Origin of the sequence: Bacillus sp. V3B, assembly GCF_024494465.1 — a bacterium.
Taxonomy (GTDB): Bacteria; Bacillota; Bacilli; order Bacillales; family Cytobacillaceae; genus Bacillus_BD.
On record NZ_JAETXM010000028.1, the window covers coordinates 1 to 26,337 of the forward strand.

At 35.3% G+C, this 26,337-nt stretch carries 20 protein-coding genes and 3 pseudogenes; 14 read left to right on the forward strand and 9 right to left on the reverse strand.

Translation table 11 applies throughout. The features are described from left to right. The first annotated feature begins 93 nt into the window (after nt 1-93). The 3 genes from JMM81_RS19530 (at nt 94) to JMM81_RS23180 (ending at nt 1,164) form a co-directional block, all read left to right on the forward strand. Nucleotides 94-303: a hypothetical protein gene (locus JMM81_RS19530; protein WP_256243212.1), complete on the forward strand. Its 210-nt coding sequence runs from the start codon at nt 94-96 to the stop codon at nt 301-303. A 68-nt stretch (nt 304-371) separates the two neighbouring features. Next, the gene (locus JMM81_RS19535) at nt 372-770 is read left to right on the forward strand and encodes an IS3 family transposase (RefSeq protein ID WP_256243213.1); all 399 of its coding nucleotides are present in this window, start codon (nt 372-374) and stop codon (nt 768-770) included. After that, entirely contained in the window at nt 763-1,164 is a 402-nt protein-coding gene (locus JMM81_RS23180) for a DDE-type integrase/transposase/recombinase (protein WP_375162421.1), read from the forward strand. The genes JMM81_RS19535 and JMM81_RS23180 overlap by 8 nt, the downstream gene beginning before the upstream one ends. 146 nt (nt 1,165-1,310) lie before the next feature. On the opposite strand, the gene JMM81_RS19540 is transcribed toward JMM81_RS23180, so the two are convergent. The 3 genes from JMM81_RS19540 to JMM81_RS19550 form a co-directional block, all read right to left on the reverse strand. Continuing rightward, complete coding sequence (locus JMM81_RS19540; protein ID WP_256243214.1) at nt 1,311-2,873, reverse strand: ATP-binding protein; 1,563 nt, start codon at nt 2,871-2,873, stop codon at nt 1,311-1,313. A gap of 14 nt (nt 2,874-2,887) precedes the next feature. Then, a complete protein-coding gene (dndD, locus tag JMM81_RS19545; protein WP_256243215.1) occupies nt 2,888-4,906 on the reverse strand; it encodes a DNA sulfur modification protein DndD in 2,019 nt (672 codons plus the stop codon). Between the two features lie 108 nt (nt 4,907-5,014). After that, entirely contained in the window at nt 5,015-5,269 is a 255-nt protein-coding gene (locus JMM81_RS19550) for a hypothetical protein (protein ID WP_256243216.1), read from the reverse strand. A gap of 811 nt (nt 5,270-6,080) precedes the next feature. Here JMM81_RS19550 and JMM81_RS19555 point away from each other — a divergent pair. Together JMM81_RS19555 and JMM81_RS19560 are read left to right on the forward strand one after the other, a co-directional pair. Next, the gene (locus JMM81_RS19555; RefSeq protein ID WP_256243252.1) at nt 6,081-6,722 is read left to right on the forward strand and encodes a helix-turn-helix domain-containing protein; all 642 of its coding nucleotides are present in this window, start codon (nt 6,081-6,083) and stop codon (nt 6,720-6,722) included. 466 nt (nt 6,723-7,188) lie between these two features. Further along, nucleotides 7,189-7,536, forward strand: coding sequence for a hypothetical protein (locus JMM81_RS19560; protein ID WP_256243217.1), 348 nt, complete (start codon nt 7,189-7,191; stop codon nt 7,534-7,536). Nucleotides 7,537-7,770: 234 nt separating this feature from the next. On the opposite strand, the gene mcrC is transcribed toward JMM81_RS19560, so the two are convergent. Both mcrC and JMM81_RS19570 read right to left on the reverse strand, forming a co-directional pair. Further along, nucleotides 7,771-8,799: a 5-methylcytosine-specific restriction endonuclease system specificity protein McrC gene (mcrC, locus tag JMM81_RS19565; protein WP_256243218.1), complete on the reverse strand. Its 1,029-nt coding sequence runs from the start codon at nt 8,797-8,799 to the stop codon at nt 7,771-7,773. Beyond that, on the reverse strand, nt 8,792-11,266 hold the full coding sequence (locus JMM81_RS19570) for an AAA family ATPase (RefSeq protein ID WP_256243219.1): 2,475 nt from the start codon (nt 11,264-11,266) through the stop codon (nt 8,792-8,794). The genes mcrC and JMM81_RS19570 overlap by 8 nt, the downstream gene beginning before the upstream one ends. 405 nt (nt 11,267-11,671) lie before the next feature. Here JMM81_RS19570 and JMM81_RS19575 point away from each other — a divergent pair, with 405 nt between their 5' ends. After that, nucleotides 11,672-14,188 (forward strand): DEAD/DEAH box helicase family protein, encoded by a 2,517-nt coding sequence (locus tag JMM81_RS19575; protein WP_256243220.1) that lies wholly within the window; start codon nt 11,672-11,674, stop codon nt 14,186-14,188. A gap of 119 nt (nt 14,189-14,307) precedes the next feature. Here JMM81_RS19575 and JMM81_RS19580 read toward each other — a convergent pair whose 3' ends face one another. Next, nucleotides 14,308-14,451 carry a hypothetical protein gene (locus JMM81_RS19580; RefSeq protein ID WP_256243221.1) on the reverse strand — a complete coding sequence of 48 codons (144 nt, stop codon included), beginning with the start codon at nt 14,449-14,451 and terminating at the stop codon, nt 14,308-14,310. A gap of 12 nt (nt 14,452-14,463) precedes the next feature. Continuing rightward, entirely contained in the window at nt 14,464-15,690 is a 1,227-nt protein-coding gene (locus JMM81_RS19585; RefSeq protein ID WP_256243222.1) for a YHYH domain-containing protein, read from the reverse strand. Between the two features lie 484 nt (nt 15,691-16,174). Here JMM81_RS19585 and JMM81_RS19590 point away from each other — a divergent pair, with 484 nt between their 5' ends. The 4 genes and pseudogenes from JMM81_RS19590 to JMM81_RS19605 all read left to right on the forward strand — a co-directional run. Continuing rightward, nucleotides 16,175-18,094, forward strand: coding sequence for a 3'-5' exonuclease (locus JMM81_RS19590; protein WP_256243223.1), 1,920 nt, complete (start codon nt 16,175-16,177; stop codon nt 18,092-18,094). Between the two features lie 111 nt (nt 18,095-18,205). Then, nucleotides 18,206-18,403 carry an HIT family protein gene (locus tag JMM81_RS19595; RefSeq protein ID WP_256243224.1) on the forward strand — a complete coding sequence of 66 codons (198 nt, stop codon included), beginning with the start codon at nt 18,206-18,208 and terminating at the stop codon, nt 18,401-18,403. Between the two features lie 309 nt (nt 18,404-18,712). After that, nucleotides 18,713-20,479: a DUF262 domain-containing protein gene (locus JMM81_RS19600; protein ID WP_256243225.1), complete on the forward strand. Its 1,767-nt coding sequence runs from the start codon at nt 18,713-18,715 to the stop codon at nt 20,477-20,479. Between the two features lie 291 nt (nt 20,480-20,770). After that, nucleotides 20,771-21,019: pseudogene (locus JMM81_RS19605) on the forward strand (phospholipase D-like domain-containing protein); the annotation flags it as partial. A gap of 308 nt (nt 21,020-21,327) precedes the next feature. Here the strand turns inward: JMM81_RS19605 and JMM81_RS19610 are convergent. After that, on the reverse strand, nt 21,328-21,768 hold the full coding sequence (locus tag JMM81_RS19610; protein WP_256243227.1) for a YtoQ family protein: 441 nt from the start codon (nt 21,766-21,768) through the stop codon (nt 21,328-21,330). Nucleotides 21,769-22,242: 474 nt separating this feature from the next. On the opposite strand from JMM81_RS19610, the pseudogene JMM81_RS19615 reads away from it, so the two are divergent. The 4 genes and pseudogenes from JMM81_RS19615 to JMM81_RS22950 all read left to right on the forward strand — a co-directional run. Further along, a pseudogene (locus JMM81_RS19615) lies at nt 22,243-23,604 on the forward strand (DEAD/DEAH box helicase); the annotation flags it as partial. A 24-nt stretch (nt 23,605-23,628) separates the two neighbouring features. Beyond that, a pseudogene (locus JMM81_RS19620) lies at nt 23,629-23,928 on the forward strand (HIT family protein); the annotation flags it as partial. A gap of 109 nt (nt 23,929-24,037) precedes the next feature. Then, nucleotides 24,038-24,982 carry a hypothetical protein gene (locus tag JMM81_RS19625; RefSeq protein ID WP_256243228.1) on the forward strand — a complete coding sequence of 315 codons (945 nt, stop codon included), beginning with the start codon at nt 24,038-24,040 and terminating at the stop codon, nt 24,980-24,982. Continuing rightward, a complete protein-coding gene (locus JMM81_RS22950) occupies nt 24,979-25,050 on the forward strand; it encodes an SEC-C metal-binding domain-containing protein (RefSeq protein ID WP_256243253.1) in 72 nt (23 codons plus the stop codon). Before JMM81_RS19625 ends, JMM81_RS22950 begins: the two co-directional genes overlap by 4 nt. A gap of 465 nt (nt 25,051-25,515) precedes the next feature. Here JMM81_RS22950 and JMM81_RS19635 read toward each other — a convergent pair whose 3' ends face one another. Next, the gene (locus tag JMM81_RS19635) at nt 25,516-26,232 is read right to left on the reverse strand and encodes a FadR/GntR family transcriptional regulator (protein WP_256243229.1); all 717 of its coding nucleotides are present in this window, start codon (nt 26,230-26,232) and stop codon (nt 25,516-25,518) included. Nucleotides 26,233-26,337 lie beyond the last annotated feature (105 nt).

Consider the following 26,337-nt stretch of genomic DNA (forward strand, 5'->3'; position numbering starts at 1 on the left):
TAGATATTCAAAAGAATTTAAAGAAGAAATTGTGAAGTATTATAATGAACATCCAGAGTTAGGATACCTTCTGACGAGAGCGTTCGTCGTTGGGTGAAGGAGAAGGAGGCTAGAGGGGATGAGGCCTTTAACCCAAAACCTAGAAAGAACCCAACCAAAGGGAAAATTAAGAGGAAAACACCGGAAATCTCAAGTGAGTACTGGGAAGACCCCAAAGATGCCAATGAACGTATCGCTTTCTTAGAGGCGGAGAATGCCTATTTAAAAAAGCTACTAGCCTTGCGAAAGGAGGGATCAGATTAACTAAAACACACCATTACGAAATGATAGAAGAACTCACTTCTCAATTTTCAGTATGCGATTTATGTTTAATGGCACCTGTCTCTAAAAGTGGGTTTTATAAGTGGAGGAAGCACTTAAATCAACCACCTACTACTAAACAATTAGAAGATGAGTATATTAAAAAATGGATCTTTTCATTAGATAAAACATTTAATCATACTTACGGTTATCCACGTTTAACGAAAGAGATAAATATTTTAGTCGACAAGCCTATTAATCATAAACGTGTTTATCGTCTTCAAAAAGAGCTCGGGTTAAAAGCGCAGATCTTTAAGAAAAAGAAAAATTATACAAACGAAGGATTTACAAGTAAAAATAGATTAAATCGTGACTTTCAAGCACACAAACCTTTTGAAAAATGGGTCACGGATATAACTAACCTATTTATCTACTGGTTTAACTCGTTTATATTTATCTGTCATACTTGATTTATGTACAAATGAAGTAGTCGGTTATCATATTAGTGACCAAAATGATAAAGACCTTGTCTTAAACACGCTTGATAAAGCAGTAATAAAAGGAGAGGTCAAAGGAACTCTCATCCACAGTGATCAGGGGCATCAATATACATCTCATGACTATACAGATTACTTATGCGAACGAGATATGGTTAAAAGTATGTCACGTAAAGCGAACTGTTGGGATAACGCACCAATAGAAAGCTTCTTTGGACGTCTTAAGGAAGAAACTATGCGTATTCATAAGCCAAAAACAAAACAGGAAGTCCACAAAGTTATTAATGATTATATGGAATTTTATAATAACCGTAGAAGACAGAAAAAACTAAGAGGTCAAACCCCTATTAATATAAACAAAATATAGTGGCTTGACCCCTACTTAAAAGTGTCTACTTGACAGGGGTATGCTTACAGACCCTCAGTGCTTTAATGCAGTGGGGGACAGGTACCTTTTCTATGAGTTGACACAGATAAAAACCTTAGAGTGTTTTCCCTCTAAGGTTTAACTGTTTAATTGATAAAGCGTTGATAAAACTGTTTGGCTTGCCACGTTGTGTAATGTTTATCCTCATCACGGAACTTTCTAGCATATACTCGTCCCGTAGGAGCATGGGTAACTGACTCACGAAGATTTTCAGAAATCGTTTTTGGAACACCTAACGCTTTTTCAATAGAAGTTCTTGTATTATCGGATCTTAAAAGAAGGGTCCAGTTCATTTGACTTGAATAGTCAAATTTCCTTTGTTCATAATCACCATAACCCTGAGTAAGGATGATAATCCCGATACCTTTTGAACGTAATTCACGAAGCATTTTTTCTAAAACGGTATTGTTAGCTCCGAGGTAGTTATGAGCTTCGTCTAATACAATTACCGCACGCAATTCCCTCATCCCTGTTACTGGGTCCTCTTTTGCCTCGTTCATCGTACGAGCTTCTTTATAAAGTTTGTTTAAGATGAAGAACATGGTTAATTCTTTGATTTTCATCTTAGCGTCGATGTTGTGTAAGTCATAAACAACATGTTTGTCATAAAGGTTACGAAAAAGTCCTTCATCATCTTTGTCTGGAAAAATCCCATGGACACTCATAGTATGGAAAAGCTGTGACAATGAATCTGGTTTAATACCTTCCTCTTCGTATTTCTCTCTAATGAATTGATTGACAGTCTCCACATCGGCCTCAGGGAATTTATCATAAATTTCATATAAAAGGTACACAAGTCTCATATCTTGAGCTGTACCAATTCTAGGTTGAGTAGAGATTAAAATATCTTTTAACTCCTCAATTTTTTCACGATTCGGTTCACCGATATAAAAAGGGTTGTAGGGTAATCCATCATTATAAACATCCACCACATCCATACCAGTTGCTAACAGAAATTCGTCATCTCCAGCAATATCACCTTTTCCAATGTCAAAAGCCGTCACAGAAACATGTGGTGCTTGTTCTGAAAGTTGAGCGATAAGTTCTTTGAAAAATTGTGTTTTACCAGAACCTGATTTTCCGCTGATTCCTAGAAATTGATTATGCTCTTTGGAATTATAGTGAATTTCAACTGGGTTACCTTCATCATCTTCACCTAATCGTAAAACGATTGGTTCTACACGTTCAGGAACAGGGATGTCAATTCGATCCGCTGACCCTTTAGTAACAGTTTCATTTAATCCGTCAATAGATACTTTTCCTTTGTGATTCAATAAGGAAAGGAAAAACTGTTCTCCATCTTCCCTTTCTTCCTTCTTCAAAAGCAATAAACCACGTTCAATAGCTGCACGATACACTTCTAGTTTGAAGTCCTGACTCAATTCCTTTACTCCGAATCTTTGGCGAATGATCGCATTAGTGATTGGTGTTTCAAAGACTTCTAGACGAACATCTTTCTTTTCACCAGGAATGCTAATCCACTCAAAGTTGAGTGGAAGATTAGCAATCCCTTTGGCAAATGCAATAGTATAAATAATTTTAGCTCGTTTCTTTTCGTCATCATGCAAATTTTTAAAACGCTGTTCCTTTAATTCTTCATAATATTCTCCCGCTTCATGGTTATACCTAAAGCGTGTTGCTTCAGCCATCTATATTCACCTCTTTATCTGAAATATCCATCGACCACTTGTACTTCATGGTGATCTTCAGGAGAAATTTCTAATCGATATTCTCTTGCGATAAACGGTTTAATCATTCCCTTACGACTAACAGAGATTTCCTCTTCAGTAGACAAGATAATAACTTGTGGACCCGCATAAGGGAAATAGTGTTCTAACATATTGTGTTTATGCTCTGCATCTAAACGACCTAATGGTGTATCGATGATCACAGGGTATTGACGCTTTGATGCTTTTTGCAACGCCCATAGAAAAGACACTGCATAAATTTGTTTCTCTGATTGAGAAAGGTTATTCTTATGAATCTCCTGGTCTAAATCATTATCAAATGTCACCTTTAATGTAACAGGATCAAATTTGAAGTTACGAGCATAATCTTTCTTGCGGTGGAGTTTCTTGAACATCTCTGTTAGGTATTTTTCCACATCTTCCGTTTTGCGTTTTTTCAATACCGTTACGAAGTGGAGCAATACATCACGAACACTCTCCGCCTTTTCAATTTTTTTGAGCAATTTATTTTTGGAATCTAGTTTTTTCTTCATTTCATTCCTTTGGATAATCAGCGAATCTCTCTGAACCTTAAGTTGTTCCAATTGAAGAGTCATCATTTTCATATCCGCTTTCAATTCATTATATTGCTCTTCAAGTTTTGCAAGTTCGTCTTGAGTAGAGTGAACTTCTGAATCCTTTGGAAGGCTCATTAATTGAGTTTGAATTTTATCAATCTCAATTAATAAAGTACGGTATTCCTCAGAAATTTCTTCAGAAGAAGATAACCCAGAATAAGCACTTGATATTGCCTCTTCTAAATCACGTTCAAATCGTTCCATTTCTATATGAGAAATAGCATCGTTATGAATCAGAGGAACTTCCTCTACACTATTTGGACTCATTGTCGTTTCCCAAACCTTACGCTGCAACTGTTTGATCACTTTCTTTTGATAAGAAGAAAGTGGGGGATCAACCTCTTCATGTTCTAATTGGGCAACTAATTCATCAAAAATAGCCTCAGTTTGTTCACCCAATGTCATTTCTTCTATATAACATTTTTCTTTTACCAGTTGGTCTTTAATATCAACTAGCAGGGGTTCCATTATGATGTTGGCAAGGGACCCGCTCATATATTCAATGATTCTATTTCTTAGTTCTCGTTTTCTGACTTCCATGGATTCCAAATTACGGAGTAACATAGGACGTTGGAAGTTAGAGGCTAACCCTTTATTCATAAGCCAGCTGTTAAGCTTCTTAATTTCAACATTTAAATTCGTAAATTCAATGTCCTTATTTCTTAGTTGTCTGGTGATTGACTCACTCTCCTCATTTAAGCGATAAATGTCAGAGGATAATTTAGCTAGTTGGGAGTGAGCCACACTTTTATCTAACTCTTTTTCTTTCTTTTTAATAAATTTGTCTAAAGATTCCGCTAGATGGACATAATTACTAATATTCAACGTATCCATCATGGCGTTTTCAATTTGTTTGTCGAATGTATCATCGTTTGCAACCAATTGAACTTTTTCCCCATCGAATAAAAAGAATTGGCTGGTTTCTAGGGGCATCAACGTCTGTAAGAAAATATTTTTATCTTGATTATCTTCAAAATCTGGTGGGGCCTTTCCATTTATTGTGACGGTTAAGGTTTCACCAAATTCTTTTGGTTCTGATAAATCCCATTCTCTTCGAATGATGATGGTATCTGTTTCATCTTCATGATTCGGAACAGAAAGCTCTAATTCAATGTAAGAATTAAAATCACCTTCGTTTTTACTCTTGTTGTTTAGCATGCTGTTAATATACTGCTTGTAAGCTCCTCTTTTCACGCAATCCGCTTGAGGACCAAACCAGGCTGTTTTTACTCCGTTAAGAAGAGTCGTTTTCCCTTCACCACTTCGACCACCCACTGGAATGATCACTCGGTTAGAGCCAGGTTCTACATCAAAGTAAAACTCTTTTAATTTGTAGTAGACTCCCCAATTGTTAAAGGATACACGATTGTATAGCATGAGGTTTTTCCTCCTTTACTAGATTTTATTGTTTTGTAAACTATCTAAATTATCGTTCGCCTTGCTCACGAACCTTTCAAGAAGGCTCGTAAGAAGGGGCTGATACGCTTACGTATGCTCTTCGAGGAATTCATCGAAGATTTCGTCAAACGTGTCGTTGATACGTAGCTTGTAAACCTTACCTCTATAGCTTGCTTGCACTTTAGAAAGGTCTTTAACCAATTTGTATTCAACACCAAAGTCAACGCATGTGTCATGGAGCATTTGCTCTTCTGGGTCCAATTCTTGTTTTTTACGCTTTCGTTCACGATACGCTTCCAACTCATTACCCAGATCGAAGAACTCTTCTGCGCTTTCTCCCACATCGATCACCTCCTAGAAAAGTAATATTGTCTTTCTGTTTTGCATTATGGACAGGTTCTCCCTTATCTATAACCATTTTTTTTAAAAAAATTTATAACTTTAACGAAATGCAGTCGTATCAAGGAAAAATAGTGATTCGAAATCGTAGCAAATTATGAATAAAAGAAAATAAGTGATTCTTCAACTCATAAATAGTATATTTTTCCCTTTTGTTTTTTCGTGTTAAAAAGTTGAACAGAGAAAAGAACCTGTAGAGAGGCAAACAATATACTTTACGAAATTAGGAGATCATCTACGTAGAATAGAAAAGGTAAAGGTAAGTGTGGAAAGATATGTTATTTTTGAAATAGTTGTGAAATATAAAATTGTAGTTATTACGTAACACTGAAGTAACACATATTGGAGACAAACAGATAAGGGAGTAGGGAGTTTGATAAACGGTAAATAATTAAATAAAGGAGTATTCAAAAAGATAGTTGAAATGCAAAAAAATTGAGAAAATGATTGATTGAGAAGAGACCTTAATAGGAATGGAAGTAAATTTAAAGGACATTATGCAATGGTTGAGTTCGTAGATGGGAATCAACAAGAAGTCCATTTATATGTCCAAGAAAGTACTCAACATAATTATTCTGATGTTAGAATTTTATCATCCCTTCATCATTTTGTGCGGAAATGTAAAAAATGAATTGATACGAATTAGCATGTTTAAAATACGCTAAAGTGTTAAGAATGAAATTAGAAGATGCTTTTAATTTTATGAATTAACGCCATTAAACGGAAAAGTATCAATGGATGGAGGGAAAAAGTGATGAAACAAAGGTCCTTTTTTAATAAACAAGATATTCTAACAAGGTTTGATGAAAAAGAAATTATTTCAAAATTTTCATATAATGAAATTCTATCTAGATTAACAAAGAATGAAATTTATCAAAAGTATACTTCAGATGAAATTTTAGCAGTGGCTAAAAGATATGCAGATGAATATACAGAAGGTTATATCACAACTTATTGCATTAAAGGCAAATGGTATACAGGCTTTGGAATGGATGGAGATAAGTACAATATAGAGAAATTAAAAGAAATGGCAGAAGGGGATCATTATATAGAGTCTTTATTTAATGCTCTGTATAGCGAAGTTTATGAAACAGAAACTGAAAATGATTATAATGTTGAAAATTTAGTGAAGTTAGAAATAGATAAAAAGAAGAATAAAAAAGTTGTAAAAGAAATTAAGCGACTTCCTTATTTAACAACAGGGGAAGCGGAAGAAAAATGGAGCAAACCAAAAGGCACAATTCGTAATTTAATACATAGAGGAAAACTTGAAAATGAAATCGAAAATGGATTAATTAAAAGAACAGGTAAACTTTGGATGGTAGATGAAAAGTTAATGTATGAACTTTACGGAGAGCCAGCAGAAACAACTGAAAGACTGGTAAGCGTAAAATAAATTAAAACAAATAAGAATACATTGTATAAAAAATAAAATTTTTCCACGTAATAGTTAATGGCTTTAAACAGTATTCAACAGCTTATAAGCTTATGTGTATAAAATTCTAAAACTATGTATGTGAGTAAATAATGGAGGAAAGTCTAGGTCTGGAGAGCCTAGACTTTTTTGTATGCCCAGTATGGGTGCATGCAGACTCTAGGGTGCAAGTCACGAACAATGAAGGCAGTAGTAGCTGTAGCTTAAGGCAAGGTAGTACGAGGTTGTATTGCTGAAGGAAGCTGGCTACAAACTTCTGCTCTGAGGAACACGAATCTCATATAAGCCAGGTGACATTGGATGAGTCTGACAAACATGACAAAGTCCTTACTGCCGAAGGTGTCATAGAGTAAAATGAGGAGGAATTATAACCATGGCACCGCCCGAATAGATACAAAACGGTAAAATATCCAACGGGTAGATTCAATTGTCCGATACCATTCATCTAAAAGAAGAGATGTTTTCGTTTGTGAAAATACGTCGGAAAAGCGGAGCACTCAGAGAAACACCGGAATGGAGCATTTATGATAGTGTTGACTTGCCGTATGAGAGAAAATCAGGTCTTTTTCAATGGTCTGATTATGTTTCCATGAGTATAGCGAACAGTCCAAACTCTAGGAGAAAGACAAAAACGTTCCTGATCAAGCTAGAAAAGGCGAACGAGCCTTTTCAAAAAGAGCACTCGTATGAAATTAAGATACCCGTTTGCCACTCTACAATAAGTCGACTAGAATTGGCAATGGTTTTTCAAAGTTTTCGCCATTCCTCTATTTAATATAATGCTGCGACGTCATATCCGTTGCCGTTACATGCCATTAAAACATGTTTAGAATACATTGGATTAAACAAATAAATAATGAAGAAACACAATCTCTATTACTAGCGAACAGTCCCTGTCACTGTTGGCTAAGTACATTTGAGGAGATTCTCTCATTAAATTATAGTAAAGGTGGAGAATATATTACTAATAAGTTTATCTTGTTCTCAATCCACAATTTCTTTCATGGCCTCAAATCAGTCTTGCTACAGCATGAAGCTGGTTAACGATTTTTGTCCAATCAGCTCCTAAGTCTAGTGTCTTTATACTGAAACGATTTCCGCCAATTTGATAGTCATTGTCAGGAGTAATGTCTTCATCCGTTTTTGCATATAAAAGTACGCCACTTACATTTCCTCTCCCATTCTGATCCTTGTTTTTTACATAAGCGAAAATTTGATATAGATTACTAGAAATAATCGATTTGCTATTAAACATAGCGTGTGTTTGCATTGTGCGACCATAATATTTGGCATCAATAATCAGTGTTCTAGAACCATAGGTGAGTGTGATATCCGATTTCATAGCTGGTAGAAAATCAGTAATGCCGTCGTCCACATTCCAGTCAATATATGAAGCACGGGCAGAATATTGAGGATATTCCTTTTTGAAATAGCCAAGTAAGAATTTCTCATACAATCGATGCATGTGTTGGTCGTCGAGAAGCTGCTTCATTTTATATTCACCATTTTCAGTAGTCATTAAAAGACCTTTAATGACTAACTGGCAGATGTTGATCAGCATTTTGTACGTAGCACTATTACGGTGATAAATGATACTATTCCAGTTAATGGCGTATGGGTCGAGCGTATCCACATTTCCCAAAAAAAGCGTTAGCTTGCGTAATTCCTTGCGATTGCCTTCTTTAACATCACCACACCGAATAAGCAACTGCATCGTTGTTTTGACGATTTGATTTAACGGCGTGTTTTCGGAAAATTGATCGTAATGGCAAACCATACGTCGCATCAATAGGGTGTTCTGTTTAATCGAATTCGTCACATCGATTTTACCGCGTAAATTGCCTGTGACTTCAGACAGTCCTATGTAATCTTTATGTAAACCACGTTTGATTTGGTTGGTTACACCCTTAATGAGTATGGCTGCCATCAGATCATGGAGGTTTTTAAATTCTTCTGCTTGAATGCTTTTAAGGCCTGCTTCATTTAGTGTTTGATAGGCATAAGACAGCATATAGTATATATTTTTTACCTTAATCATGAATCGCACCACGGAGTTTACTCATCCAGTGCTCGATCTTAGATGGTTCGTCAAACCAGTATTCTTTAATTAAGGGAATCAGTTCATATTCCATGACCTCAGATAGCCATTCATCATCAATAGTATGATCAGAGGAAAAATAACTGTGTCCGATACGGAATCCACTACCCAGAGACGCATCTTCTGCAATGACCTCATTTAGTGTAACAACCGTATCTATTAAACGATCAAATTTTGCATTCGCTATTTGGATTTGATACTTTTTGAAGACTTCATTATCAAAAGCTGGTTCAAATTCAAAAAAGGCAAAACGACGGCGTAGTGCATAGTCCATCATGGCAAGACTGCGGTCTGCCGTATTCATCATACCAATAATATACACATTTTCTGGTACTGAGAATTGTTCGTCTGAATAGAGCAGACGTAATTCTTTGCCTCGTTTATCATTTTCTATTAACATTAATAATTCGCCAAAAATCTTACTTAAGTTTCCACGGTTAATTTCATCAATGATAAAAAAGTAGGGGCGATCATCGGGTTCTGCTTCCTTACAGAATTGATAAAATGGCCCTTTGGACAAGGAGAAGCCGTTTTCGACAGGGCGGTACCCCATAATGAAATCTTCATAGCTGTAACTCTGATGAAATTGCACCATCATGACACGACTAGTATCTTTTTCACCCATAACAGAGTAAGCCAGTCGTTCTGCAGCAAACGTTTTTCCAACGCCGGGTGCACCTAATAAAATTAGGTTTTTCTTTTTGCGCAGAAGGCTTTTAAGTGTGTGATACCGTTCTTTGTTCATATACACTTCGGATAAAAAGTCTTCAGCCGTGTAGCTCTCATACTTTATTTCTTCATCTTCCCCTGGTAGTTGATCATCTGTTTCTTCAGCAAACATATTTTCAAGCTTTTTGTAGTAGTCTGTATAAGGTGTTATATCTGTGAGAGTTTTCAAGACAATTTGCCCTTCATGATCCCATTCACCTTTATGAGTCCAGTGAACAGAACGAGTATGATTATACTCTTGTCTTGAATCATCAAAAGTATAATCCGATGTCACAATGCCGCGACCGATGATTTTTGTTAATCCCTTTTTTACGATAATAACATCACCAATTTTAATTTCATTCGCGAATTGCCATGTAGCATGTCCCGCATTTTTATACGAATATTCCATGCCATAGATTTCTTTCATTTTGGTCTTCATCGCATCTTTAGTGGGGTATTGTGTCAGATTACCGAGTTCCTCCCATCCGATTCCCATGATGCCTTTGTTGTAAAACTCTTCCCACAATCTGGAACTTTCCCCTGGAGCATACATCCAATAACGCTTCTTGTCGTTAACAATAGCTGGTGTATGAGTAGTGGCCGCTATACGTTGATAATTTCCACTAATAATACTTTCAATTACTGTATCTTCTTCTTTTTTTACACGAAAATTGGTTGCACCTGGATAAGTTAATATCTCCATCCGTTTTGTCCGTTCATCAGCAAGTAAAGTAGTTCTTTTCACAATAGAATCGGTGAGCTTGCTTTGAATCTGAATATCAACAGCCAAATATGGTTCCTTGTTTAAAGTCTCACTGCGATTATATGGATCATCTAAATTTGGTTGAGTTATTTTTGGATCGCAAAGAATGGTACCGACGGCAATGATCCCTCCAGTGGAACCGGAAAGCCAAATGTAGGCTTTGTCTTCTTTTTTGATTTGTTTTGGATATTGATTGATAGCCCATGTAATGGTTTCAAGATCATTTACGGCACTGATCACATCATAATATTTAGGGTTTCCTTGAAATATCCAGGAGGAAGGCTCTTCTTGGTCCTTCAGAAATTTAGCATAATGAACCAATCCTTTGGAATAAGCCCCATTGCCATTAAATGCATCTATTTCTTTAAAATTCGGTGCAGATGTAATGATAGGATATACCTCATCGAATTCAGCAACAGAAGTAATATGGAATAAATCGTTAGGTATGTTTTCAATATTTAATTTAGCAGTATCATTTTTTAACGCAGATGTATAGGCAGAAATCGAATTTGATTTATACGGTTCCCCGTTTGCCTTTTTCTGTCGGCGCATCCAATTCTGGAAGGCTGTTTTTAAATAAGTATCCCTCATAGCTTTACCACGCCAGTCCTTTGATATATTTTTGTGTCGTTCGTCTAAAAAAGTCTTCAAGTATTTCATAGAAGCTAAATAGCCCTCAGCTCTCTCCTCTGCACGATCAGAATGCTTTTCTGATGCGAGAAAATCACGAATTTTGTCACGAGCGTTTTTCAATGTTGTATTATCTATAAAGCATGTCCAAAAGTCGATACCAACATTATTGTTATAAGCGAAAAATGCATCGGAATAGTGTAGAGAAACAGTGTTATTGCTCCAAGTAGGATGAGTCTCGGCTAAATATGAACGAAACTCTTTTCTTAGCTGCTCAATTTGTTGTATTGTAATTTTTTCCATTTTTATCACTCCAAATCTATCTTGTTTCGATCATCTATATCTCATATCGCGAGTGTCAATAGAACAACTGTAGGAAAGCGGTAAATAAAGGTCTATAAATTTTCATTTCTTTCAAAAACTATCATAACAATCTCCTTGTAACCTACTAAAAAACCTCTTGAAGATAGAATTTAATGGTATAATATTCCTATAATATTATGATACTTATTTCCTGAATGTTTTACAATATTGTTTTCGAATCGCACCCAATTAGCAGTATCTAAGCAGCCTATTTAAAAATATTTGCCATCTAATAATAAAAATGGATAACGTACTAATGAATAATTCTGGAGGTTTCAAAATACGAACGGTACCTGTAACTGTTCGTAAAATATTTCGCACATGATCGTTAAAGGAGAATACATAATGTCAGGATACTCTACTTATGAAATAGAGAAAATAAGAGAAACAAAAGCAGGAGGAGAGAAACAGCCTTTTCCACATCAAATAGAGTCTTTCGAAAAACTTTCTAATACACTACCTACTCCTATCAGGGGATATAAAGGGAGCATGTTAGTGCTACCTACTGGTGGTGGTAAAACATTTACAGCAGTTAATTGGATTTGTAGAAATATTCTTTCCAAAGGGATTAAAGTATTATGGTTAGCTCAATCTTCTTATCTATTAGATCAAGCCGCTCAGACCTTTAGAAATGAACTACATAGTATAAATGGTCGAGACACCATTCATTTACGAGTCGTTTCGAGTAGTCAGCAACACTCTAATGCCGGTAGCATTTTACCTTCAGATGATATTATCATTTCTACGATTCAAACCGCGATCCGTGCTTATTTTACAGAAGCAACTGATGGAAAAGGGAATACGAGAAATACTCCATTTAGACAATACATCGATCAATTTTCAGATGAAGAGTTTTTTGTGGTGGTGGATGAGGCCCATCATACACCTGCCTATGGCTGCAGAACTTTACTCGTTTCAATGAAGGAAAATATGAAAAACCTTTATGTCTTAGGGCTAACAGCCACTCCTTATCATACGGATAAACGAATTAGTGGTTGGTTACAAAAAATCTATGATCAGGGTATTTGCTATCAAGCAGATCTAAATGTACTGCAGACAAACAGTATTTTGTCGGTTCCAAAATATATCGAAAAACAAACGGGCATTGAGTTTGAGGTCGATGATCAACTATATAATCGATTAATGAGGAAACATAAGGATTTGCCAGAAGTAATTATTGAAAAATTAGCCAATGATTCAGCAAGAAACAATTATATTGTTAGTGATTATGTAAATCATAGAGAAGAATATGGGAAAACTATTATTTTTGCGGATCGATGGTTTCAATGTGAGTATATCGTTGAAAAACTAAAATCGCAGGGGATTCGAGCAAATGCTGTTTATTCTAAAATTGAAAACAGTGATACTTTATTTGCAGATGGCCAAGGCCGTCGAAGTAATAAAGAAAATGAAAAAATTATGCAGGATTTTAGAGACGGAAAATATGAGGTCATTGTGAATGTAAAAATGTTAACGGAGGGTGTCGATGTACCTGATGTGAAAACGGTCATGATCACTAGACAGACAACAAGCCCGATTTTATACACTCAAATGATTGGCCGAGCTCTACGGGGTAAAAAAGCAGGTGGTGGTGAAGATAAAGACTTTGCCAACATTGTTTTGTTTATGGATCGTTGGAAACGGCCACTTCCTTTTATTGAAATAGGTGAAGCAAAGGAAATTGGTACAGAACGCCATGGAAGAAATCCTTTCGATACAATTTCTATTCATTTAGTTCAAATGGCTAGTCGTGATATCGATTTTGTAAACTATGAAACTCCTTATCTCTCTTTTATTCCAGTAGGGTGGTATGCCACAGAATTTACGGCTTACATCGAAGAAAATGGGAATGAAGAATTTGTATCTTGTATGGAAAGCATCGTTGTCTATGATTTTAACCATCATAAATATGAACGTTTGATCAATCAAATATTAAAAGAAGCTCATAATGAATGGGCAGATGAAAAGTTAGAGGAAGAACACTTTTACACCATCGTATCAGACTATATTTCCAAGTATTTTGATAAGGACGAAGATAATATAGATGGAATACTTTCCTCTAATGTAACGAATATCATCAGACATATTGTCCAAAATGGAATGAAGCCAGAGTTTGTCAATTTTAACGAACGAAGCCGATATGATTTAGAGCAAATTGCACAAGATTTAATAGATACACCACCACGGGAAGCGCTAACATATTTAAAAAATCTATTTAACCATGAAGGGATGCTTTGGAAATTACTTTATGGAGATTTTCAGTATTTTAAAAGAGCCTTCGATCACTGTATGAACCGAGTTTTAAGTGGGGATGAAGAAGGAGGACTTGATCCAGTTTCTGGGTCAGGAGAAGAGCTGAATGTTTTAACAGAAGAGATCAGACAACAAGTATATCAAAGGGATAACCATCAGTGTCTTTGTTGTGGAAAAGAAAGAAGAAGAGGAGTCCCGCTGGAGATTGACCACATCCTACCTGTTGCCATGGGTGGAAAAAACGTACCATCTAATCTTCAAACATTATGCAGACAATGCAACAGTTTAAAAGGAGTTAATGAAATCAACTATCAATCGATTGTCTCACCACTAAATAAACCAAAAGAAATGGTCTTATTTGAAATGGTAGATAGTGATTCTATTCCGAATATCATAGCGAGAATTATGAATCATATTTATCATTGTCGAGCTTTTTGCGATATTCATTTTAGCGAAAGAAGAAGTGGAAGATATTATGATACATGGGAAATCATCCTCTATCACGGTAATAATCCAAGTTGGGTTGAGCCATATTTAGATGAATTATTAGCGTATGTAAATGAATATCTTGGCTGGGATAATGTAGAGAGGATTATTGTTAGAAGATAATTTTAAATCTTAGTATCACAGCTATTAGGAAAGTTAAACAGCCTGAATTTTCAACGAGAATTCAGGCTGATTCATAAATTATAAGTTATTTGTTTAAGAAAGCCCACTAGTTTTCGACTTTAATTTTGCTTAACTAATCTTTTTTCTTTTTCGCTTCTATATTTTTTTACCTTTGCTTTTACAGTTTCTTGATCTTGCTTTCTTGATAATGTTTTTACAAATAAATCCTCGACCTTATGACAAACATTTTGATAAATGCCCATTTTAACCCTCCTTTAACTGATCATTCTTTTTGCTACGTATAGTCTTCTACCTAACCAGGCAAGTGCAACAGCACCAATACCTCCAGCAGCAGCCTTTTGGTTGGCGTTTTGCTGTTCTTCATGTTCTTTAAGACCTAACTCATAATAATAGGTAAAAATTGATTCACCCTGTTTATATTGGGATGGGATACTTAACTCTTCGCCTTGTTTACCTAGATCAAGGGCAGCATTTTTAATTTTTGCTATTTCGTTATTAGATACAAAACCTTCCTTGTACCAATCCTTGAATTTTTCGTTGGCTAGATCGGGTTCTTTATATTTGACCATCGTAAAAGCAGATTCATAACCTTGTTGAACATACTCTTCTTTTAACTCATTTTGAGCTTTGTCGAATCCCTCTTGATAAGATGTAATATAAATTTCTTCGACATCTTTAGGAGAGGAGAGGGTATCTTTCTTTCCATCGTTATAACCTAAGTCGATATATTCTTTTTTCTTTGCCTCAACTCGTTCAGTAACAGCTTTATTAAAACCATCTTCAAAAGATTTTTTTAGACTCGGGTGAGAAACATACGTATCAGGAACAATAATATTGTCTTGTGTTTGTCCTAAAGCAAAACCTTCATCAGTAGCCCTTCCTTTATCTGCTTCGACTTTACTGTTTCCTTCTTCATAGCCTCTATTATAGCCACTAGCATAACCTTGTTTAAATGCATCGGAACCAGTTGAAGCAATACTGTTATTTGTAGCTTCTTGATATCCATCATTCAAACCTTGAGCATACCCTTGTTTATCACCATTTGTTTGATCTTGTTGATCTTGATTGTATTGAATTTGTTCAGGGCTGTTATTAATCTTTGTTTTATCGTAACCGCTAGGAGCTTCGCATGGTATCCCATCATCTACTTGACCGTTACCCCATCCATCCAAGTTTTCTGGATCATATGTTGCTGAATAGCCCTTTGAATTCCAGTATTGAATCATTTCATCATATGTTGCAAAGTCTGAGCAATTTTTATCAGTTCTAACACTGGTAGAACTGCTGCTTGAGGAACTACCTGAACTAGAAGTAGATCCTCCCCCATTATGGGAGTGATAACCTGAACACAATCCCTTTGCTTGAGATTTTTCACTGCAATTATGTCCACCACTTGAATCCGTTCTTCCGGAATGAGCGTAAGCCATTGTTCCAAACAAAAAAGTAAATAATAGTACAAAGATAGCTATTTTTTTACTCACCATTTTCTCCCCTTTTTTCTATTATTCTTATAAAAAACAGTATAGAAAAAACTACTGTAAAATAACTTTTAAAATGTGAATACAGTGAAAACTCTCGGTTTCAATAGTTTATTTTTGCATATCTTCCACATTATAACAACTAGTTTTTGCCATTTAAAAAATAATTATTGAAGGAGGATTTATAATAAGAAGTTTATTTAATAAAAATACTGTATATCTGATAGGTATTAGAAGATTAATAGGATAGAGATCATGGGATTAAGGCTATTCCATATACTATTCTTAGCTATTTGCTCGAGTAGTTTGGGTATCGATATTACGGGCTAATCGCACTGATTGGTCTTTTCTGTTTATTGAGGCATGTTAAATATGATGTTTTTATTGAACTTCAAACATAAGACCTATTATAAAATACCTAATCTATAACCCGAAAACGAAATTTGTTGTATAATAGGGAAAAATAGAAAATTTTGGAGCGGGTAATATGGCGATCACGATCCCAGAAACAATTCGATCATCGGCTACTACAGGTGAAAGACTGCTTTTTCGCACATTGAAAACGTACTTGCCTGATGATTATATCGTTTATTATGAGCCTGATATTCTTGGCAGAAGGCCAGACTTTGTCATTATAGGTCCGGATCTAGGTCTTGTTGTACTGGAAGTTAAGGATTATACGAAGAATACATTGCTACAAATTAATCATGAAGAATGGCATATTGTAGCGACTTCAGGTGAACAGACGATTATAAAAAGTCCCATGAAACAGGCGAGAGATAATACATTTCATCTTGTCGATGTGCTGAAAAAAGATAAAAACTTAGTCCAATTGGATGGAAAATATAAATTTCAATTAAAATTTCCTTATGGTCATGGAGTTGTTTTTACAAGATTGTTCTCAAGAGAATTCATTAAAGAGGGACTTTATTCAGTGGTTGAACCGAATCTTTGTCTGACAAGGGATGAAATTGATCCTGATAAAGAAGGTTTCTCCGAAGACATTTTGATGGAGAAAATTTTGAACATGTTTGTGGTTCCGTTCCGTTTACGAGAGCCGCTCACTTATGAAGAGATTAATTCGATTCGTTATCACTTATTTCCTGAGGTTCGGATTAGTGCAGAATTTAAACCCCCAGTTCCTTATCAGGATCAATTGCTGTTGTCACTTCATGATATTAAGACCATGGATTTGCACCAGGAAAATTTGGCTAAGCAAATAGGAGATAAGAATCGATTAATTCGTGGAGTAGCTGGGAGCGGGAAGACGTTAATCTTAGCTAGTCGGGCAAAAATGCTTTCAAAGGATCATCCTGATTGGAAGATCTTGATTCTTTGCTATAATATATCGCTGGCAAACGGCATTCAGCAAATGGTTACTCATATGTTAAATGAACCAGAGGATTTGTTTGATTTTGATTTTACAAGTAATACGGTCGAGAACACGAAGGATCATAAAAACGTAATGGTACGAAACTTTCACTCGTGGTTGAAAAATGATTTGAACATAAGAGGGCAACAAATACCGAATATCATTACTAAGCTAGAAAACAATGAAGCAATTCTTCCTAAGTATGATGCTATTCTAATCGATGAAGGACAGGATTTTGAAGCAGATTGGTTAAGGTTAGTGAGCTCACTTATCAATGAAGAAACACAATCCCTACTATTGGTAGAAGATCGTGCCCAAACGATTTATAAAAGAAAGCGCTCTTATGTACAGGATACTGGATTAAACTTCCGAGGCAGGTCAAAGGTGTTATCGATCAATTATCGGAATACCTCTCAAATCGTTACATTTGCTTGGGACTTCTACCGGAAACATTCGGTATTTAAAGATAAAGTGGTGAATCGAGAAGTTGAAGGGGAGATCATATCACCTCAAAGTACGAAAAGAAAAGGACCGGAACCTGGCATTGTTCGATCTAGAACTTTTTATGATGAAATGAGAATTGTCGCTAGACAGATACAAAAGTTACATTCCGAAAAAAAGGTGCCACTCCAAGAAATGTTAATCCTCTATCGGGTGAAACGGACACTGAAATATCCCATTATCGATATGATCAAAAGAACATTGAATGAATATGAGATTGACTATTATTGGATTACGGAGAATGACCAGTCTAAACGTTTATTCAATAAAGAGGATGGTAAGGTGAAAATTAGTATCATTGATAGCAGTAAGGGATTAGATTATCAGGCTGTCTTTATTGTGAATGTAGATTCGATGCCGTTTCCTTTAGAAGACGATGAAGAGCGTGAAGTGTCTCTCCTTTATATAGGCATGACAAGAGCGAAGGAATATTTATGCTTATCCTATTCAGGTGAATCAAAGTTTACGAAGTATCTGGATGATACTGTAGAAGAAAGAGATTTGAAGAAAAATAATAAATCTGAGGTTAAGTAATCCCCTGATCTTTTTATTCGAAAGAACTTGTCGATGAAGAACATTTACTTATTACCCCTAAGAGACATGTGGAGCAGTATTTTGATTTAACCAGTGAAGAAAGAAGTGCGCTTGGATGAATTATTGTTTAAGGGTGAAAAGCTGCTGGACGAACATTATCAACCTGATGGATATAATATTGGCGTGAATTGCGGAGAAGTAGCAGGTCAAACGATTTTTCATGTTCATTTAATCCCAAGTTATAAAGGGGATATGGAAGATCTTCACGGAGGAGTTCGAGGAGTTATTCCTGAGAAAAGGGTGTATTGAGTTACTAATTAATGATCGTAGTATAATTCTGTATTTGAAGATAAACCTTTAAAATATTAATGCATATTCCACACAAATTATGCAAAAGCTCACAAAATAAACATATATTGGTCTGTTGTATTTGAAACTGATAGTTAGTAAGGTAACTTTTCATGCTGGAGCAACAATAGAACAGAAACTATGAAGGGAATTATCTATTTCCATTCTTCATTGAAGTATAGTAATGCACAAAAAACTTCTAATCAATACAGGTATTTCGACATATTTTGTAGAACTTTATAACTAAAACTAGAGGGAGATTGTTTACATATGAGTGGATTTACTACATTTGATAGTACAGTAGAGAGTTTATCTGATTTGTTAAGCAGTATTAAGGAATTTAGAACTCAATTACCTGATTTTCAAAGGGGCTGGGTATGGGATGATGAAAGAATAAGAAATCTTTTAATTAGTATCTCTTTGTCGTATCCAATAGGATCAGTAATGATGCTGCAAACCGGTAATCCTAATGTAAAATTTGCGCCTAGACCAGTTGAGGGACTTAACAATGCTAATCAAGTTGAACCAGAAAGACTTATTTTAGATGGCCAGCAGCGACTTACATCACTTTTTCAATCTTTAATATTAAGAAAACCTGTTAAAACACGTGATAGCAGAGGAAGAGAAATTTTCCGTCATTATTACATAAATATCGATAAAATTATAGATCCAGACGTTGAGAGAGAAGAAGCGCTCGTAAGTGTTCCTGAAGATAAGATTGTAAAGGGACCTGGAAAAGTTATTTTGGCCGATTACTCCGATACTGTAAAAGAGTGTGAGGCAGGAATGCTCCCAGTTGATTTAATTCTGCATCCTGCGGAGTTATTGGGTTGGCAGACAAAGTATTTTAGTGATCCAAATAAAATTGCTGAAAGATCCATGAAATGGAGTAAGTTAGTTTCTGATATTTTTCCCAGGTTCCAAAACTATCAAATTCCAGTCATTATGCTTAGAAAGCAAACCCCTAAAGACGCCGTTTGCCAAGTGTTTGAAAATGTTAATACTGGTGGAGTTTCCTTAACGGTATTTGAACTATTAACGGCTTCCTTTGCTGCTGATAATTTTGAGTTAAGGAATGACTGGGAAGAAAAGAAGGCAAAGCTAACGAATAGCAGTGATGTTTTCAATAAGATTTTAACTGATATTAGTAGTACTGATTTATTACAAAGTATTTCTCTGTTAATGACATATAATCGTAAAAAACAAAAATCTACTGCTGCAGTAAGTTGTAAACGCAGGGATATTTTAAAGCTGACTCTAGAGGATTATTGTACTTGGGGAGATAAAGCTGTCGATGGATTCATTGAGGCAGCCAAGTTTCTTCAAGAACAGAATATATTTTCATCCAGGGATTTACCTTATGGATCGCAGTTAATTCCATTATCAGCGCTTTTTGTAGAACTTGGAAGTCAAACGCATAATTTACATGTTCGTAATATGATTGCGCAATGGTACTGGTGCGGTGTTTTAGGTGAACTATATGGCAGTGGAACGGATACTAGATTTGCAAAAGATCTACCCGAAGTAATTGATTGGATTAATGGAGGGTCAGAACCCACTACGATTCGAGATGCAAATTTCGCTGCAGAAAGGTTATATTCACTTCGAACACGTAATAGTGCCGCTTATAAAGGATTGCATGTATTGTTAATGAAGGCAGGGGGAAAGGACTTCATATCTGGAGTATCCATTGATATACAAACATATTATGGTGATCAAATTGATATTCATCACATATTTCCTAGAGCATATTGCGAGAAACAGGATATAGATAAAAAAATGTATGATTCAATAGTGAATAAGACGCCGCTTTCTTATAAAACAAATAGGATGATCGGCGGTAACGCACCCAGTATTTATCTAAATAAAATTGAACAGGAAAGGCAAATAAGTAGAAATGAATTGGATAATTTATTAAGAACACATTTAATTGATGTTGATTCAATCAGAAATGATCATTTTGATAAGTTTTTTGAACGAAGAAGAAACCAATTAATTCAAATCATTGAAAATACTATGGGTAAAAAGGTCATTTGATCTTTTTACCTTAACTTTTGTTTAAATTGCTGCATCATCTATAAAGAAGGATGGTACAGTACTTTTTCGTTAGAGTTAGCTCTACTATTCCAAAAGTTAAATAATTCGGAATATAAGTAAGATAGAATTAATGAAATACAAACGAAAAGAAAAAGAAGGTGTTGAGGAATATGCTAGATCAGAATGATAGTGCAGAAGATGTTATTTTTCGCTCATTTCATTGCAACTAGTGGAAATGCCTTAAATAAAGTCTTTTTAATAGAGGTTGAAGATGACTAAGAGGAAGTACAGCTGATAACGGGAAGATTAATTGATCACCTCGTTACGGAAATCGACCGTGCGAAAAGTATTTATATTTTAACTTCCTTTGCCATGAAATCTGGTGTAAACGTCATTAGTTCTGCACTAAAAAGAGCAGTTGAGCGTGGATCGGATATCAAAATCTGTACAGGAGACTATCTTTTTGTCACGCAGCCGGAAGCACTAAAGGCTTTGAGTGATATTCAACCTGACATCGAAGTTCGTTTGTGGCAGATTGCTATTAACTATAACTCGGATATTCATCAATATCCAATAAACAAAAGAAGGCAGTTATCTACATATAGTAGGTAATTGCCTTCTCATTTTTCAAAAATGGACTTTTTCAGTGATCTCGGACGGTTCTTGCGTTCTATTGATGGTATGGTATGGATCCTTTTTAATGAAACACCAGAATTGCCCCCTCTTTATCTTTATCAAATCAATAAAATATACTTCCAAACTATCAAATTAGAAAAAATTAGGACAATACAAGAAACGTCCCGATGTTTCAAGGGAGACTGATCTTTTGTTGTTTTTTGTTTTTTAAACTATTCAAAAATATAACTGATGACATCCATCGCCTGATCAACTGTTTCTACAGTGACATTTGCCTTGTTTGAAAGCTCTTTTAATGGATGAATTAACGATTCAGGTCTGATGATTATCGTCGGCTTGTTCATGGCAATGGCCATGCTGGCATCCATTGCTGTATTCCATTGTTTATATTTTTCACCAAATAACGCAATGACGATATCCGCTTTCTGCATTAAGACTTGTGTTCTAAAATTATTAATATCTGATGCTGCGTCATCTTTATATAGGTTAGTTGGCTGTTTCCCCAGAATTTCTTCACCGATATTGTCTGAACGTTCATGGTTTGTTTGAGGGGCTACAAATACAAGAGGAAGATTTTTTTCCTTTGCTTTCCTCGCAACTTCATCTCTCCAATTATCGTGAATCTGTCCTGCTAAATAAACCGTTAATTCCATTCCAATTCCTCCAATACAAGTTGTTCTTATTTTATAGTATCTAATTTAACAGGATTTTCAAACTATTTACTCCACTGTGAACTGATCGGTTCGTACCGTTTTCCTAAAAATATTCTAATTCAAGGTAAATAGAAAGAGATTTATAGCTAATGATAAAGTGGAAATCTTGTCAGGATTAATTTTATTCAAAAGCAATTGTATAAAGAATTTGTTGATAGAGAGGGGTAAATCCAAATAAATCTCATTATAGGGAAAAGGCATTCAGATGAACTAACAGATGTATTTTTTAAAAAATTTACTGTGCTAAAGAATTAAGTGATTTATTAAGACATTTAAGGCTGTATGAAAATGGATAGGAGATGCCTCTTGTTAGGGTTTGTTTGAGTAACGTTCGTATGATAACCAAATATATTTTTAAAGTGTACCCGTTTCCGGTAATGTTTGATATCTATTTCAAAAGATGTAAGATTTGTGAAGGATGCTGAAGCAGAAAGTATTTTTGCCTCTATTTCAACGTTAAGCATGAAGCAGCATCTAGAGACTTTTCAGCCAGATACGTTTGATTTAATTATGATCGATGAGTTTCACCATGCTGCTGACACTACGTATCAGCGAGTGCTTGATTATTTTAAACCAAAGTTCTTGCTTGGTATTACGGCAACACCGGATCGCAATGATAATAAAGATGTGTATGCGATTTGTAACGGGAATGTGGCCTATCGGCTTGATTTTTTGGAAGCGATTCAAAGGCAGTGGCTTGCTCCGTTTAAATATGTCGGCGTTTATGATGATACAGATTATTCTCAATTAACCTGGCTTGGGACGCGCTACGCCGAAGAGGATTTATTGAAAGTTTAATTGCGTGAAGAGATGGCAGAAAGTATTTTGCAGGCATGGAAGGAGCATAAACAAACGCGAACCATTGTCTTTTGTTCGTCCATTCGCCAAGCGGTGTTTTTAGCTCATTATTTTACCCAGCAAGTAGGACGTGGTCTCCGGCTTCATCCTGACAAAGAAGCCTGTGTCATCATTGATCTGATCGGAAATTATCGTAATGCTGATATCAAGCTTAGTGTATTTGATACAAACTATGAAGCTAAGAAGAAAAATGCAATCATTGAACCGGCTGTTCCGCAGTTATGTTCATTTGATTTGGATATTGGGGTCATTAACTTACTCAAAGAAATGGCACGAAAAAAACATCCGCGCAGACAGAAGCTCTATGATGATTATTTTGCACTAAAGCAAGAATTGGGAAGAAGGCTGTCATACCTTGAACTGTATTTAATGGGTGGTTCGAATTCTATCTTCTATAAACAAGAATTCAATTCATATATCGGCTTTCTTTTATGGGCAAATGAACTTTCTGAACGGGAGCAGGAGGTCTTTCGCTGTTATGAATCGAGGGTTGTTGAAGTTGAGAAAACGGGTATGTCGAAGAGTTATAAGATGGTTGTTTTAAAAGTGATGTTTGATAGGGGGATGGACAAGTGGTTTCAGCCTATTTCACCATTAGAGGCAGCACCAGCTTTTCATCAGTATTTAATGGAAGAAGAATATCGAAAACAAACCGATCTTTTTGATAAAGAAAGTAGAAAGTTATGGGAATATAATGAAGGATTAATTAGCAAAAAAACAGCAGAAATGCCTATGATTAAGTGGAGTGAAAAATCAAATGGACTTATTACTTTTGAAAATAACTTATTTATTGTAAACTTTAATATTATGGCAGAAGACCAAGATGTTCTTTTTCAATGGACAAAGGAGATTTGTGAGTATCGTCTTCATTGGCATTTGGAACGTAAAAATAAGCGGGAAAATAAAAAGAAAGTATAAAACAATAATTTACTAGAGGATTGTAATGATAAATATCTCGTAAACAAAGGTCACCTGCTCATCATCCCTAAAAGACATGTCGAGCAGTATTTTCATTTAACGGTTCAAGAGAGAAATGCCATTGATCAATTATTATTTGAAGGCAAAAAGATGATTGATGAACAAGATCAGCCAGATGGTTATAATATCGGTATCAATTGTGGTGAAGCTGCCGGTCAAACGATTTTTCATGTGCATGTTCATCTGATTCCTAGATTCAGAGGGGACATGGAAGATCCACGTGGCGGTGTTCGAGGCGTTATTCCTGAGAAGCAAAGGTATTAACATAAAGAGAAAGCGAACTAGTGAGTCCGAATATGGATGATTAATAGTAGTGTATTTCGTGATAGACACTTCATCATTTAAAAAAAGTTATAAACAGTAGGTAAATATAATGAGTGACAAAATTAACAAAAAATCAGAAAAAAATATGAAACTGGCTTTAACAGGATTAAAAGACCTGAGAAGAGAACAGGAGGAAAAACAGTATAAAAAGCACTGGAGTGAAATAAAACTTCCTTTTACACTGCATGAAGGACTAATAAATTATATGAAATATGAACTAGACGCTATAAGAAAAGCCTTCAACATACCAAATGCAAGTAGTTTGAAAAAGGCTGAACTTATTGCATTGTTAGAAAAAAAGATACCTGAGTATCTTGAGCGAATTTACCTCTTATGGGATATCGAACGTTTTACTTTGCTAACCAATATAGCCAGTAATGGTGGTCATATAGTCGGACCAAAATTGGAAGCCGATCAAATCCACTATTTTCGTGCTACTGGTTTGATTTATACTGGAGCTTTTGAAGGAAAAAAAATACTGGCTATACCTGATGAACTAATCGAACCCATTTTATCCCTAAAAAATGACCTGAAAGTAAGGGCTACAATACGTAGAAATACAGAGTGGATCAAGCTTACACAAGGTCTTTTGCATTATTATGGAACATTAAGTAATACCATATTGGTAAACATGCTAGAAAAGTATACAAAAGATTCAATTAACCTTACAGAATATTTAGAAGTAATTGAAGATGTTAACTCTTATCGTAAGGAAATATATATAGATGAAGATGGATTCTCAAATATTCGAGTGTTTGATCCGAAACAAGTAAAACAGGAACATGAAATGAGAAAGAGTGTACCATTTTATTCTTTTGCTAAACAACAAGTTCTAGCAGCTGGAGAACCTGGATTCGTTGACAGGAATAAAAGCTATTTAGAATTAGTAAACTTCCTTACACAAAATTTTGAAATAAATAAGGCGGAAGCAGATAGCATGGTAGAAGAGTGTGTCTATGCCACAAGGATTGGGCATGGTCCTAATAAGTTGTGAAGATAGGTAGAAATCAGCCATGCCTTTGTGGAAGTGGGAAAAAATATAAAAAGTGCTGTGGAAGTTAAAGCAATAAAGTGAAAGAGGTCCGCGGCCTAATGCAGTTTGCCTTTCTTCGATCAGGGACTGTATTCGTCCTTTCAGTTCCTTGTCCAAGCCAGCAATTTGATTTTAATTCCAACAAAATCTATTGAGTTTACATAGGTTAATCGATATATAGAAAAAAGTTAAAAAGTAGAAGTCAAATCCATTTGGGGATTCTTCTACTTTTTTTGTATGGGTGAGCGTAGAGCTGGAAGAGAAGAAGGCATCCGAAGCATAAGTTTAGTAACAGGTACTTCTTGAAAAATATTGTTTCACAAGTAGCTAGCGAACAGTCCCTGTTCCTGTTCGCTAATCTATTTTTTCATTTTAAATACTAAAATAAAAAGGGATCTAATTTTAAATCACCTTCATCTGATGAAACAGAAGGGGAAAATTTTACATAACAAACTGATAAAATAAAAATCAATTTTTATGAGGGGAATTGAAGGTTAACTCATCAATTGTTTAATTTGTAGATACGTTCTTGAATAATATAAATGCTCTTCCATAGATTTGCTTGCCTTGTTTTCGTCTTTATCAATGATAGCTTCAATGACATCGGTTAGGCCTATGAGAATATAATTTTTTTCTTCTTCTTGGATGTTAGGTGAATGTTTTTGATAGGTCATAATAATCGCATTCATAATGGCTTCTGTCAGAGGATTGTGCGTGCACCTAGCAAGTAAAAAATGAACAGAACTATCAATTTTCAACATTTCTTTCGCAGAAAGCTCTTTCATACGGATATCAGACAAGCAACTTTCTAAAAATATTAGGTCTTTGTCCGTTCTCCTTAAGGCAGCTAAACCGGCGGAAGGGATTTCGATTGTTTTTCTTAACTCAAATATATCAGGGTGATTGATGGTCTTGGAATGAAGGGAAAGCATAATTAATTCATAGATATTATTACTGACATCATCTGATAAAAAATCACTGACTCTAAATCCACCTAATTGACTGTTATAGGGTTCAATGATACGACTATCAACAAGGTAGTTAAAGGCTTCCTTCATGGTTGGTCTACTGACACCAAAATATTTTGATAGACTCAGTTGTGATGGGAGCATATCACCTGGTTTAAACTTGCCTTCAATAATCATTTGTTTAATCGAATTTGCGATCTGCTCAGGAATGGATAATAATTCAACGTCATGAGATGGTATCATAAATTTCTTCTACACTCCCTTTATTATTTCTTTCCACCAAATTTTAATAGAATCAACATGTGTAAAAAATTATTACAATACGTTCACTAGGGTGCAAAGTTTTAT

Bases quoted from the DNA above. Each gene is read 5' to 3' on its own strand.
- JMM81_RS19535 (WP_256243213.1), top strand. From the start codon at position 372: ATGGCACCTGTCTCTAAAAGTGGGTTTTATAAGTGGAGGAAGCACTTA.
- JMM81_RS19540 (WP_256243214.1), bottom strand. From the start codon at position 2,873: ATGGCTGAAGCAACACGCTTTAGGTATAACCATGAAGCGGGAGAATAT.
- dndD (WP_256243215.1), bottom strand. From the start codon at position 4,906: ATGCTATACAATCGTGTATCCTTTAACAATTGGGGAGTCTACTACAAA.
- JMM81_RS19555 (WP_256243252.1), top strand. From the start codon at position 6,081: ATGAAACAAAGGTCCTTTTTTAATAAACAAGATATTCTAACAAGGTTT.
- mcrC (WP_256243218.1), bottom strand. From the start codon at position 8,799: ATGATTAAGGTAAAAAATATATACTATATGCTGTCTTATGCCTATCAA.
- JMM81_RS19570 (WP_256243219.1), bottom strand. From the start codon at position 11,266: ATGGAAAAAATTACAATACAACAAATTGAGCAGCTAAGAAAAGAGTTT.
- JMM81_RS19575 (WP_256243220.1), top strand. From the start codon at position 11,672: ATGTCAGGATACTCTACTTATGAAATAGAGAAAATAAGAGAAACAAAA.
- JMM81_RS19580 (WP_256243221.1), bottom strand. From the start codon at position 14,451: ATGGGCATTTATCAAAATGTTTGTCATAAGGTCGAGGATTTATTTGTA.
- JMM81_RS19590 (WP_256243223.1), top strand. From the start codon at position 16,175: ATGGCGATCACGATCCCAGAAACAATTCGATCATCGGCTACTACAGGT.
- JMM81_RS19600 (WP_256243225.1), top strand. From the start codon at position 18,713: ATGAGTGGATTTACTACATTTGATAGTACAGTAGAGAGTTTATCTGAT.
- JMM81_RS19610 (WP_256243227.1), bottom strand. From the start codon at position 21,768: ATGGAATTAACGGTTTATTTAGCAGGACAGATTCACGATAATTGGAGA.
- JMM81_RS19625 (WP_256243228.1), top strand. From the start codon at position 24,038: ATGAGTGACAAAATTAACAAAAAATCAGAAAAAAATATGAAACTGGCT.
- JMM81_RS19635 (WP_256243229.1), bottom strand. From the start codon at position 26,232: ATGATACCATCTCATGACGTTGAATTATTATCCATTCCTGAGCAGATC.